This window comes from Micromonospora sp. NPDC092111 (assembly GCF_044755745.1).
Lineage (GTDB): Bacteria > Actinomycetota > Actinomycetes > Mycobacteriales > Micromonosporaceae > Micromonospora.
Genome location: NZ_JBIVRQ010000037.1, coordinates 1 through 12,255, shown reverse-complemented (window position 1 = coordinate 12,255; position 12,255 = coordinate 1). Strand labels below are relative to the sequence as shown.

General features: G+C 74.5%; 8 protein-coding genes, 1 rRNA gene and 1 pseudogene. 6 read left to right on the top strand and 4 right to left on the bottom strand.

Translation table 11 applies throughout. From position 1 onward, the window contains the following. Window positions 1-133 precede the first annotated feature (133 nt). Together rrf and ACIQG9_RS29680 are read left to right on the top strand one after the other, a co-directional pair. Window positions 134-250 (top strand): 5S ribosomal RNA (gene rrf, locus ACIQG9_RS29685). A gap of 362 nt (window positions 251-612) precedes the next feature. Continuing rightward, window positions 613-1,239, top strand: coding sequence for an NADPH-dependent F420 reductase (locus tag ACIQG9_RS29680; RefSeq protein ID WP_400408534.1), 627 nt, complete (start codon window positions 613-615; stop codon window positions 1,237-1,239). Between the two features lie 197 nt (window positions 1,240-1,436). Here the strand turns inward: ACIQG9_RS29680 and ACIQG9_RS29675 are convergent, their stop codons facing one another. Further along, the gene (locus ACIQG9_RS29675) at window positions 1,437-3,260 is read right to left on the bottom strand and encodes a VanW family protein (RefSeq protein ID WP_400408532.1); all 1,824 of its coding nucleotides are present in this window, start codon (window positions 3,258-3,260) and stop codon (window positions 1,437-1,439) included. A 154-nt stretch (window positions 3,261-3,414) separates the two neighbouring features. Between ACIQG9_RS29675 and nudC the strand changes: the two genes are divergently transcribed. Beyond that, the gene (gene nudC, locus ACIQG9_RS29670) at window positions 3,415-4,326 is read left to right on the top strand and encodes an NAD(+) diphosphatase (RefSeq protein WP_400408530.1); all 912 of its coding nucleotides are present in this window, start codon (window positions 3,415-3,417) and stop codon (window positions 4,324-4,326) included. A gap of 6 nt (window positions 4,327-4,332) precedes the next feature. Here nudC and ACIQG9_RS29665 read toward each other — a convergent pair whose 3' ends face one another. Together ACIQG9_RS29665 and ACIQG9_RS29660 are read right to left on the bottom strand one after the other, a co-directional pair. Continuing rightward, entirely contained in the window at window positions 4,333-6,879 is a 2,547-nt protein-coding gene (locus ACIQG9_RS29665) for a fibronectin type III domain-containing protein (protein WP_400408528.1), read from the bottom strand. Further along, window positions 6,876-8,138: a polysaccharide biosynthesis protein gene (locus ACIQG9_RS29660; RefSeq protein WP_400408527.1), complete on the bottom strand. Its 1,263-nt coding sequence runs from the start codon at window positions 8,136-8,138 to the stop codon at window positions 6,876-6,878. Before ACIQG9_RS29660 ends, ACIQG9_RS29665 begins: the two co-directional genes overlap by 4 nt. A gap of 87 nt (window positions 8,139-8,225) precedes the next feature. Between ACIQG9_RS29660 and ACIQG9_RS29655 the strand changes: the two are divergent. Both ACIQG9_RS29655 and ACIQG9_RS29650 read left to right on the top strand, forming a co-directional pair. After that, window positions 8,226-9,785: pseudogene (locus ACIQG9_RS29655) on the top strand (hypothetical protein); the annotation flags it as partial. A 140-nt stretch (window positions 9,786-9,925) separates the two neighbouring features. Further along, entirely contained in the window at window positions 9,926-10,120 is a 195-nt protein-coding gene (locus tag ACIQG9_RS29650) for a hypothetical protein (RefSeq protein ID WP_400408525.1), read from the top strand. Here ACIQG9_RS29650 and ACIQG9_RS29645 read toward each other — a convergent pair. Then, window positions 10,105-11,307 carry a glycosyltransferase family 4 protein gene (locus ACIQG9_RS29645; RefSeq protein ID WP_400408523.1) on the bottom strand — a complete coding sequence of 401 codons (1,203 nt, stop codon included), beginning with the start codon at window positions 11,305-11,307 and terminating at the stop codon, window positions 10,105-10,107. The two genes, ACIQG9_RS29650 and ACIQG9_RS29645, sit on opposite strands and share 16 nt — an antisense overlap. 75 nt (window positions 11,308-11,382) lie before the next feature. Between ACIQG9_RS29645 and ACIQG9_RS29640 the strand changes: the two genes are divergently transcribed. Beyond that, window positions 11,383-12,255 (top strand): alpha-(1->3)-arabinofuranosyltransferase family protein (locus tag ACIQG9_RS29640; protein WP_400408535.1); only part of this gene is annotated, 873 nt, incomplete at its 3' end.

Here is a 12,255-nt window from a genome sequence, read left to right as displayed (position 1 = left end):
TTGACCGGTACTAATAGGCCGAGGACTTGACAACAAGGCTGCTACGCGTCCACTGTGCAACTCCCGACAAACGAACAACGACACCAGCGGGTTAGTATTCCGCGGTGGTGGTTGTTTGATATGTCGATAGAGTTACGGCGGTCATGGCGGAGGGGAAACGCCCGGTAACATTCCGAACCCGGAAGCTAAGCCCTCCAGCGCCGATGGTACTGCACTCGGGAGGGTGTGGGAGAGTAGGACACCGCCGGACAAACATTCCAGTAGGCCCACCCCTGACAAGGGGTGGGCCTACTGCATTTCCACCACCCACGGGACCGGACACCATCACACCCGCAGGACCACCACCGGAAAACCACGAACCACAACCCGGAGGACCACGGACCACAACCCGTGAGGAACACACCGGCACGGGCCGTTCGGTGAATCGCCCCGAACGGCCGGCGCTGCCTCGGTACCGTCGGTGCGGGACCGCCCCCGGCGGCTCCCCCGCCCTCGCGGCGCGATACGTGACGTGGTGTACGCCGCGTCCGGAGCTCGGGGCGGACCGGTCGGGGTACCTGCTGACCGTGCGACCGGAACTGACCGTCTGGACCGGCGGAGGCAGGAGTGGGCATGAAGATCGGAATCATCGGTTCGGGACACATCGGCGGCACCCTCACCCGGCGGCTGCGGGCGCTCGGCCACGACGTGACGGTCGCCAACTCGCGGGGCCCGCAGAGCCTCACCGACCTGGCCCAGGAGACCGGCGCCACGGCCGGCGACGTGGCGCAGGCCGTCCAGGACGCCGAACTGGTCGTCCTGGCGGTCCCGCTGCTCGCGGTGCCCGCACTGCCGGCCCAGCTCTTCGACGGGAAGCTCGTCGTCGACGCCGACAACTACTACCCCCAGCGTGACGGGGACATCGCCGAACTGCTGGACCGCAGCCTCAGCTCCAGCCGCTGGACCGCGGACCACCTCAAGGGCGCCCGGGTGGTGAAGACCTTCAACAACATCCAGGCCGCGCACCTGATGGGCAACGGCCGGCCGGCCGGCGCCGACGACCGGATCGCGCTGCCGGTGGCCGGCGACGACGCCGACGCCAAGCAGGTGGTGATGCGGCTCGTCGACGCGCTCGGGTTCGACCCGGTCGACGCGGGCACCCTCGACGAGAGCTGGCGGCAGCAGCCCGACACCCCCGTCTACGGCACCGACCGCGACGCCGAGGGCGTCCGCCAAGGGCTCGCCGAGGCCCGACCCTGACATCGCACCCCCGCAACGGCGGTGCTGGCCCGGAAGCGGCGGCGCTGACTTTCGAATACACGTGCGTCATCGAAGCGACGCGTTGCCGGCTCAGTGAGGCTCCCGTGCTCACCGTTCGGTTGCGCTGACTGCGGTCGTACCCCAGAAGCACGGAGCCCCGCCGGCGACCAGCCGGCGGGGCTTGTTCGTGCCTACGGTCAGGAGGGTTTGGGGCCGCAGACGAAGTTGGGCTCGGGGTCGTAGGTCCAGCTGAACTTCTCCCGCTTGACGACCTTGCCGTCCTTCTTGATGACCCGGAAGGCGTCCTGGCTGAAGCCGTTGCTGCCGGCGGCCGAGATGCACTTGGGGCCGGGCTCCAGGTGGACCGTCTTCGGCGTGGTGATGTTGCGGCGCGGGCCGTACTCGGTCTTCACGCTGTCGTAGGTCTTCGTGCTCCACATCGACACGGTGATCGTGTTCGAGGTGTACGAGGTGTCGATCAGCACCCCGTGCGGGGTGTTGTTGCGGAACTTGAAGTCCAGGTCCGGCCAGAAGATCGTCGACTCGATGACCGCCGGGTAGCGACTGAAGTAGAACGAGTGCGGCTTGTGCTCGACGTCCTCCAGACCGGCGTAGTAGGAGGCGTTGAAGAGCGTCGTGGTGAACTGGGAGACGCCGCCACCCACCCCGGGGACCAGCTTGCCGCCCACGATCACCGGGGCGTCCTGGTAACCCTGGTCGTAGCCGCGCTCGCCGGTGTGCGCGTTCAGCGAGAACGTCTCGCCCGGCTTGACGATGGTGCCGTCCACGTCCTTCGCCGCCTGGATGATGTTCTGGCTGCGCGGCGAGGAGAGGCCGCCGGGGAACCTCGTGGTGAAGGTGGACACCCGCTCCCTGATGCCCAGTTCGGCCAGCTTCGCCTCGGTCAGCTCCGGCTCGGCGGCCTTGAGCTGACCGGTGACCGTCCGACCGTCCGCCTTCGGCAGCACCGCCAGCAGGTCCCGGCCCAGCGCCGCCGAGTCGAGCTGCTGACCGGCCCGGCCCGGCACCACCTTCGGCTTGCCGCCCGAGATGGTCAGGCCGGCGTCCTTCGGCGTCACCTCGATCGCGGCGAGCTTGGTACCGAGGGCCGAGCGGAGCCGCTTGACGTCGATCCGCGGGGTCAGCTTCCCCTCGTCGTCGGCGGAGAACCGCAGCGCGCGGGCGATCGCCGCCGGTGGGACGCTGACCGACCCCTTGTCGGAGGTCACCGTGACCGGAGCGGCGACGGCCGGCTTCGCCAGCTCGGTGACCAGCCGGTCCACCTCCTCGCGGGTGGTGGCCGGGTTCTTCTCCACCACCGGTACGGTCACCGGCTGCCCGGCCAGCCACCCCTGGCGGACCGCCTGCGCCGACCGTTCCGGGTCCAGCGACAGGCTCGGCTTCGGGTACACCGGCTTCGGGGTGGTGCCGGTGAAGATGATCGCCGGCATGGTCATGTCCCGGCCCTGCTTGCCGAGGATCTTGCGCAGCGCCGCGTCCAGCCTGGCGGCGTCGACGGTCACCACCGGTTGGACCGCGCGGGAGCCGAACAGCCGGTCCACCGGGTGCGCCTGCGCCCCGGCGGCGGCGGTCACGGTCGCGTCCACGTCCACCGCCAGGCCGACGTCGGCGGGGGCGATCTCCGCTCGGTTCTCGCCCACCACCACGCTCAGCGGGGCGTTCAGGGTGGCGGCCCGCTTCTCCAACTCGGCCCGCAGCTCCTTCGCGGCGTCGGCCCGACTACGGCCACCCAGCTCCGTGCCGAGCACGCTGGTGCCGCGCGGGACGTCCCCGGCGTACGCCCAGGCACCCGCGCCGACCACGCCGGCCAGCACGGCGGTGGTGACCCCACCGGCGAGCAGCACCCGCCCACGTCGCCACCACGGGCCGCCGCCGGGACCCGGGCCGCCGGCCCGGCCGGCCGGTGCGGGCTCGTCTTCACCCGGCCAGCTCACCGCGGTGACCTGCACCGTGGGGCGGTCGTCGGAGACCTGTTTGTCGCCGTACAGGGTCACAGCCACCTCGATCGGACGTACCACTTGGGGGTTGCGGGCCCCCAGGGACACCTACGGTAGCCAACCCGGCGGACGGCCGACAGCGTGCGTCCGGCCATCCTCGGCGCCGCGTGTCGCGCCCGGTCACCCGGCGTGTGGAGGTTCGTGGCAGGGTGTCCGGGTGAGCGATCTACGACTGGCGTACGGGGGCGGACGGATCGACCGGGCGGGTGCGTCCCGCAGCGATCCGGAGTGGGTCACGGCACAGCTCGCCACGCCGGCGAGCCGGGTGCTGCCGCTGTGGCGGGACCGCTGCCTCGTCGCGGCCGACCGGTCCCCGGTACGGCTGACCGTCGCCGCCGCGACAGAGCTGCTCGCCGCCGCCGACGGGCCGGTGCTGCTCGGCCTGGACGGCCCCACCGCGCTCTTCGCCGCCGACCTCTCCGCGCACCCCGAGGCGGACGCGGTACGGCTGGCCGGCGCTACCGCCGCGGTGGACGTCCGGGCCCTGGTCGGCACGCTCGACGCGGCCGAGGCGGCGACGCAGGCGTACGCCCGGGGCATGTTGCAGTGGCACCGCTCGCACCGGCACTGCGGTAGCTGTGGGGCGGCCACCACCCCCCGCGACGGCGGGCACGTACGGGCCTGCACCGGGCCGGGGTGCGGACGCCTGCACTTCCCCCGGATCGAGCCGGCGATCATCGTGCTGGTCGAGTCGGCCCCGGACCGCTGCCTGCTGGCCCGGCACGCCGGGGCGGACGAGGGCGGGTACTCGCTGCTGGCCGGCTTCGTGGAGGTGGGCGAGAGCCTGGAGGACGCCGTCCGCCGGGAGATGGCCGAGGAGGCCGGGGTGACCGTCGGCGCGGTCCGCTACCAGGGCTCGCAGGCGTGGCCGTTCCCGGCCGGGCTGATGGTCGGCTTCCGGGCCACCGCCGCCACCGAGGAGATCCGGGTCGACGGGGTGGAGTTGCTGGAGGCGCGCTGGTTCACCCGGGCCGAGCTGCGGCAGCGCCGGGATGCCGGGCTGCCGCTGGGCCGGGTCGACGCCATCGACCACCACCTGTTCGAGAGCTGGCTCGCCGAGGGCCACTGACCCGGCTCACCGGACCCGGACGCCGACCGGCGCGGTCGGTGTCCCGTCGTCCGTCCCGTCCGTCGCGACCACCCGGAACTGGTAGTCGTGGCCCCCGGTCAGCAGCACCGCCGTGTGCCGGGTGTCCCGTACCGGGTACGGATCGGTCCGCCAACCCTCGCCGGCCGTGACGTCGCGCAACTGCACCCGGTAGGCGAGCCCCGGCCCGGCCGACCGCCAGCTCAGTCGGGCCTCGCCGGTGCCGGCGGCTGACGCGGTGAGCCCGGTCGGGGTGGGCAGTCGTGGGGTGGCCCGGACCGGCTCGCTGGGCGGTCCCGCGCCGGCCTGGTTCATCGCGGCGACCCTGAACTCGTACTCGTGCCCGTTGCGCAGCCCGGCAACGACGGCGCGGGTGCCCTGGGTGGGGATCGGGTCCTCGGTGAGGTCGGTTTCCCCGGCGGTGACGTCCCGCCGGTACACCCGGTGCCAGCCCCCGGGCACCGACGACCGCCAGGTCAGCTCGACGCTGCCGGCCTCGGCCTCGGCCTCGGCGCGCAGGTCGCGCGGTGCGGTGGCGGGTGCGGTGAACCGGGCCCGGGCCCGCACCGGCGTGGACCGGGCACCCTCCCCGCCGCCGTTCACCGCGCTGACCGTGAACTCGTACTCGTGGCCGTGTTCCAGGTGGCGGGCGAGGTGGCCGGCCCCGGCCTCCACCGCCGGCGGGTGCACCGGGGCGCCGGTGGTGAGGTCGCGCCGGTACACCCGGTAGGAGACCCCTCGGCCCAGGGTCCGCCAGGTCAGCCGGACGGTGCCGTCCGACTGCGCGGCGGCGACCAGCCCGGCGGGCGCGGCCGGCGGCGTGACCACCGCCGTCGCCCGGACCGGCACCGAGGGCGGGCTGTCCCCGCCACCGCCCACCGCGACCACGGTGAACTCGTACGTCCGGGCGTGCCGGAGGAGTTCGACGGTGGCCCGGGTGCCGGTGAAGGTGCCCACCGTGGTCCGTTCCCCGGTGCTCAGGTCCCGCTGCTGCACCCGGTAGAGCTGCACGAAGGGGACCGGTGCCCAGTGCAGGCCGACGTCCCCGGCCCGGCCCGGCACCGCCCGCAGGCCACCCGGCGGCGGTGGGGGCGGCACCGTCGCGGTCATCCGGGCCACCGGCGACGGCCCGCTCTCGCCGCGCCGACCCACCGTGGTCACCCGGAACTCGTAGTCGTGCCCGTTGACCAGGAAGTCGGCCGAGAAGCGGGGCTCGCTGGCCGGCTCGCCGATCCGGACGAAGTGGGTCTGGCCGGCGGAGACGTCCCGCCGGTGCACCTGGTAGCGCAGCTCGTCGTCGGCGCGTACCGGCGGCCAGTCCAGTTCGGCGGTGCCGGCGGCACCCGGCCGGGCGGTCAGCGCCGACGGGACGGGGGGCAGGTCCGCCCGGTCCGGGCGGCGGCGCGGCCAGTCCACCTCCACGAAGCGCGGCCGGTAGACGCCCGCGTCGGCGTAGGTGACCGCGTCGTCGACGTCGTTGACGTTGTAGGAGACCAGCAGCTTGCCGGGGCGGGCCAGGTCCGGGTGCAGGTCGGCGTCGTAGACCAGGTGGCCGGCATCGGTCTCCGGGGCCCGACGCAGGTAGTCCGGCCCGGTGAACGGGCCGGTGGGGGCGTCGGCCGAGTAGGCCACCAGGTCGGCGCTGAACACCAGGTTGGACTCCTGGGTGACCAGCACGTACCGCCCGTCGACGCGCTGCACCCCGTACGAGGTGCCGACGCCGCTGAGCACCCGGGTGGAGGCGCGGTCGTCGGTGGACCAGCCGGCGCCGGTCCAGAACTCCCACCGGCCGGTGAGGTCGTCGCCGGGTACCCGGGCCAGGTGGGCGAACCGCGCCTCGCCGGCCGATTCGGTGCCGTACACGTAGGTGTGGCCGCCGTCGCGCAGCAGCGCGGAGCCCCAGGAGACCCGGGCGTCCAGTGGCAGCGGCCGGAGGCCGGTGGGGGTGAGTGCGGGCAGCGCGAAGGTGGCCAACGCGGTGCCGAGCAGCGCGTGGTCCAGCGGGCTGGCACCGGTGCGGCGGTAGCGGTTGACCAGCACCTGGAGGGTGTCGCCGGCGACCGTGGCGTCGCCGACCCAGTGGAACTCGCCGGCCGTCGCCGCCGGTACCAGGGCACGTGGGTCCTCGGCGGTGCCGCCGTGCACGGTCTCGCCGAGCTGGTCGGCCTGCTGCACGACCGCCGAGTTGTTGACGAAGGGCGCGGTGCGGGGCCGGGAGCCGTCCGGGTTGACCGGGCCGAGGAAGGTGTCGGAGAAGAGCCAGAGCAGCCGGCCGTCGGGCAGCCGTACCGATGCCGTCCGGTCCGCCCCGTTCCACCGGCCCGAGGTGTCGCCGTAGTCGTCGAAGAGCGCGGTGAGCCGGGCCGCGGTCATCCCGCCGCCGGCCGGCGCCGCCACCCGGGGCGCCCCGGCGGGTACGGCGGCCAGCAGACAGATCACCCATGCGACGAGCAGCCAGCGGGCTGGTCGGGGTGCGCCGACCGCCGCCCGGCCCGTGTCGGCCACCGCCACCAGAAACCCCCGTCTACTGGTCACCCGCTCCGCAGGGTGCCATGACCGACCGTGGTGGCGGTAGCGGTCGGATGGGTGGAAGTGGATGGGGCATCCGCTTTGCGGCGAATGGTCAGCACCCCGGTGCCGACCGCGGTGACCGCCGCCGTCACCAGCGCGGCACCGGCGATCCCGGCGACGGTGTGCGGCACGACCGTGGCCGTCGCCACCACGAAGCCGACCGTGGAGATCCACAATGGTGCCGACGGCCACCGGGTGGAGGCCGCCACCCGGGCGTTGACCAGCACGAAGACCAGCGCGTACAGGGCGCCGGTGGCGGCGAAGAGCGGGGCGTAGCCGCCGTGCCGGGTGTACTCGGGCCCACCGGCCAGGCCGAAGGCCAGCTCACCGGCGAGCGCCGAGGCGAGCACCAGCGCCACGCCCGCCGCGCCCACAAGGGCCAGCGCCACTCGCAGCGTCCCCCGGTCGCCCCGGGCCAGCCGGGGCAGCGCGATCACGGTCACCACCTGCGGCGCCCACAGCGCCCCCTTGGTGAGCACCGTGCCGACCGCGTACGTGCCGGAGGCGTCGGGCGGGAGGAAACGTCGGGCCAGCAGCAGGTCCGCGTACGAGACGACGAGCATGGCCAGGGTCGCCCCGCTCGCGGTGAGCACCGTCCGGGTCGCCAGGGTGGGGGCGACCGGGTCGACGCCGGCGCCCCGGTCGAGCCGGACCAGCAACGCCAGCACCAGCACCGAGGTGACCGCGCCGGCCAGCAGCGCGCCGGTCAGCCCACCGCCCAGGGCCAGCCCGGCGATCATGCCGCCGTAGCGGCCGGCGGCGAGCAGCGCCATCCCCCCGGCCAGCCGCAGGAACCGCTGGTCGCCCTGGAGTTCCCCCAGCCACCGACCGGCGGCCACCACGGCCACCGTCAGCACGCCGAGCAGCAGCACCGCCGGGCCGGCCAGCCGCAGCCCGACGGCGGCGACCGGCAGCACCACGGCCAGCAGGGCGGCGGTCACCAGCACGGTCAGCAGGGTGGGGCGGGCGGTGGCGGCCCGACCGTGCCGGGCCCGGTGCACGGCCACCGCGATCTGCAGGCCGGTGCTGGCGACGCCCCCGATCGCGCCCAGCGCCAGCAGGGTGGCCAGCGCGCTCAGCTCCGCCGGGGCGAGCTGCCGGGCCCCGAGGACCGGCACCACGTAGGCCAGCCCGTTGACGAAGACCCCGGCCAGGGTGACGGCCACCCCGGCGGCGCCGATCCCGGCCGCCCGGCCCCGCCCGTCCTCCGACTCTGTCCCCATGACCGCCCCGTGTCGCCGGCTAGGCCGGGCCTCAGCGGGCGCAAGTACAGTGTCGCCACGCCGGCGCCCGTTCGCCGGGTCAGCCTAGTGAGGAGGTCAACCCTGCGGGAGAGGGCGATCCTCGTCGTCACCGGGCTGGCCGTCACCGCGCTGGTGCTGGCCCCGCTGGCCGCGCCCGGCTATGTGCTCAGCTACGACATGGTCTTCGTGCCCCGACAGCCGTGGCGGGCCGAACTGGTCGCCCCGGTCGATTCGCTGCCCCGGGCGGTGCCGCTGGACGCGCTGGTCTCGCTGGCCAGCCAGGCGGTGCCGGGCTGGGCGCTGCAACGGGTGGTGCTCGCCGCGGTGCTGCTGCTGGCCGCGATCGGCGCCGGCCGGCTGGTGCCCGCCCACCGGCCGGCCGTCCGGGCGGTCGCCGCCGTCGGCTACGCCTGGACGCCGTACCTGGCCGAGCGGCTGCTGATCGGGCACTGGGGGCTGCTGCTGGCGTACGGTGCCCTGCCCTGGCTGGTCGACGCCGCGATCCGGGTATCCGAGCGGCGGGGCCTGCGCCGGCTGGTGCTGGCCGTGTTGCCCGCCGTGGTCACCCCGACCGGTGGCCTGATCGCGCTGGCCACGGTCGCCGTCCTGGTGCCCCGACGAGGTGCCGCCCGGACCACCGCGCTGGCCGTCGGCGCGATGCTGCTGCTGAACCTGCCCTGGCTGGCGGCGGCCGGGTTCACCACGGCGGACGCCCGGACCGACCCGGACGGGGTGGCCGCCTTCGCGGCGCGGGCGGAGAACTGGAGCGGGGTGCTCGGCGCGCTGGCCGGCACCGGGGGGATCTGGAACGGGCAGACCACTCCGGTGAGCCGGTCGTCGCCGCTGGCCCCGCTCGCCACCGTGCTGCTGCTGGCGCTGGCGGTGCCCGGCTTCCGGGTGCTGCGCCGCCGCTGGCCGGCCGGGGTGGCGGCCCGGCTCGCCGGGCTGGCTGCCGCCGGTTTCCTCGCCGCGCTGCTCGGCGTGCTGCCCGGCACCCGGGCCGCGCTGGAGTGGACGGTGGCGTCGGTGCCGGGGGCGGGGGTGCTGCGGGACGGGCAGAAGTTCCTCGTCCCGTACGCCCTGCTGCTGGCGTTGGCCGTCGCGCTCGGCGTGGAACGGCTGGCCGACCGGGTCGCGGCCCGGGGTGCGGTCGCCGGTGCCGGCGCGTTGCTCGTCGGCGCGCTGCTGCTGCCGGTGGTGGTGCTGCCGGACCTGGCGTACGGCGGGGCGGGCCGGCTGCGCCCGGTGGCCTACCCGGCGGACTGGGACGCGGTGGCCCGGCGGCTCGACGGCCGACCCGGGGAGGTGCTGTCGCTGCCGTTCGGCGCCTACCGGGCCTACCCGTGGAACGCCGGCCGGACGGTGCTGGACCCGCTGCCCCGCTATGTCGACGCGGATGTGCTGGTGGACGACACCCTCTGGGTGGGCGGTACCGAGGTGCGCGGGGAGAATCCGCGGGCGGCGGCGGTCGGCCGGGTGCTGGCCGCCGGTGGACCGGTCACCGCGACCGGGGTGCGCTGGGTGGTGGTGCAGCGGATGGTCGGGGACCGGCGGGTCGACCCGGCGGTGCTGGCCGGGCTGCGTGAGGTGTACGCCGGTCCGGAGCTGACCCTGTACGAGAACCCGGTGACCGGCGGGGACGTCCCGGCGGGGCGGTGAACCGGCAGCCGGACCGGCCGGTATTGACCGCCCTCGCGGCCCTCCCGGTGCTGCCTACTTGGTGGTAACGTCCCGCGCACGCAGCTCACGAGGAGGAAAACAGCACCATGCGCAGTGCTCTCTCGTTGGTTCTGGTCGCGGTAGCCGCGATCGCCCTGGGCACCTTCGGCACGGTGGCGCTGGCCACCTCGCTGGCCGGTACGTCGGCGTCCGAGGCGGCGAAGGCCGAGCAGGCCGCCCGCACCGAGTCGGGCGGCGGGAACGGCGGTGCCAACCAGCCTCTGGTCTACGGCACCAAGTAGGACTGCTCCATCTGCTTCGCCGGCGACGCCGCCGGAGCGTTCGCGGCCCTCGTGACGAGGGCCGCGAACTTTTCTCCCGAGACCGGCCAGGTGAACCGGGCGGCGTGCGCCCGCGCCGCCGCGCCGATGGTGGCGCGGTGGGCGTCGTCGGTGAGCAGCAGCCGCACCTTCGCCACGAAGTCGTCGAGGTCCTCGGCGAGCAGGCCGGTCTCGCCGTCGACCAGCGCCTCCTCGACGCCGCCGGCGCCCCGGAACGCCACCGTCGGGGTGCCGACCGCGCCGGCCTCCACGATGGTCAGCCCCCAGCCCTCCTTGAGTGACGGGGTGAGCGCCACCCAGGCCGAGGCGAGCAGTTCCCGCTTGTCGGCGTCGGCGACGAAGCCGGTGAACCGGACCCGGTCGGTGACCCCCAGGTCGGCGGCGAACTGCCGGAGCTGCGGCTCCCACCAGCCCTGCCCGGCCACGGTCAGGGTCAACCCGGGCAGCTCGCCGGAGAGCGCGGCGATGACCTGCAAGGCCACCTCGACCTGCTTGTGCGGGACCAGCCGGCCGAGCACCACCAGCGACGGCTCCGGTGAGCGGGGCACCGGGCCGACGGTCATGTCCGGGGTGCCGTTGTGCACGATGGCGACCCGGGCCGGGTCGATGCCGAGGGTGGCCAGCTCGTCGCGGGTGGCGGCGGAGACGGTGACGTACTGGCAGCGGCGGTAGACGCGGGGGGCCAGCCAGGACTCGACCCACCAGCCGAACCGGGCCAGCCAGCGGCCGAGCACCACCGGCCACTGCTCGCGGTGCACGTGGTGCACCAGCGCGATGACCGGCCGGCGGGCGTAGAGGGCGGAGAGGAAGGGCAGGCCGTTGCCGACGTCGACGATCAGGTCGGGTCGGCCGCCGTGCCGGCGGCTCAGGGCGCCGAGGCCGAGGGCGCCGGCCAGATAGACCAGGGCGGCGCGCAGGTAGACGGTGTGCCGGCCGCCCCGCCGCAGCACCCGTACGCCGTCGGTGGTGGTCTCCTCGGCGGGGCCTTCGGTGTGGGTGGCGCAGAGCAGGGTGGCCTGGTGGCCGCGCCGGACGAGTTCCCCGGCGATCCGCTCGACGTAGACCTCCGACCCGCCGCCCTCCGGGTTCCGGGTGTCCCGCCAGTTGAGGAACAGTACGTGCCGGGTGGCGGCAGCCGGTGCGTTCAACACTCACTCCTACTGCCGAGTAGTCTTCGCGGTCGCGTCACACTATGGGCTGCGTCACGTAAGCCGCAATGCCCGATCGGAGCCGAGATGCAGCAGTCGCCGGGCCGCCCGGGGCCGGTCGAGGGGCCGGACGACACATCGACAACGGTGTGGCGTGTGCGCTTGGTCGCGGTCTGCCTGGCTTTGTCCGCGCTGGCCTTCCTCCAGGACCCCGGCCTGATCGTCATCGACACCAAGGTCGACCTCGCGATCGATCCGGCCGGATGGCTGACCCGGGCCCTGCACGTCTGGGACCCGGACGGCACCTTCGGACAGTTGCAGAATCAGGCGTACGGCTACCTCTGGCCGATGGGTCCGTTCTTCCTCCTCGGCAAGCTGCTCGCCGTACCGGCCTGGGTGGTGCAGCGGCTCTGGTGGGCGCTGCTGCTGACGGTGGCCTGCACCGGCGTGGTCCGGCTCGCCGAGCGGCTGCACGTCGGCAACCCGTGGGCCCGGCTGGTCGCCGGGGTCGCGTTCGCGCTCTCCCCCCGACTGCTCACCGAACTGGGGCCGATCTCGGTGGAGGCGTGGCCCAGCGCGCTCGCGCCGTGGGTGCTCGTCCCGCTGGTCGGGCTGGCCGACGGGGTGCCGCTGCGCCGGGCGGTCACCCGGTCCGCGCTGGTGGTGGCGTGCGCCGGTGGGGTCAACGCCACCGCCGTGCTGGCCGTCGTACCGCTGGCCGCGCTCTGGCTGGTCGGCCTGCACCCGTTCCGGCTGCGGGTCAGGGCGCTGGTCGGCTGGGGGCTGGCGGTCGGCGCGGCGACCGCGTGGTGGCTGGTGCCGCTGCTGCTGCTCGGCCGGTTCAGCCCGCCCTTCCTCGACTACATCGAGACCGCGCCGGTGACCACCGCGCCGACCGACGCGACCACCGTGCTGCGCGGCGCGTCGCACTGGCACGCCTACCTCAAC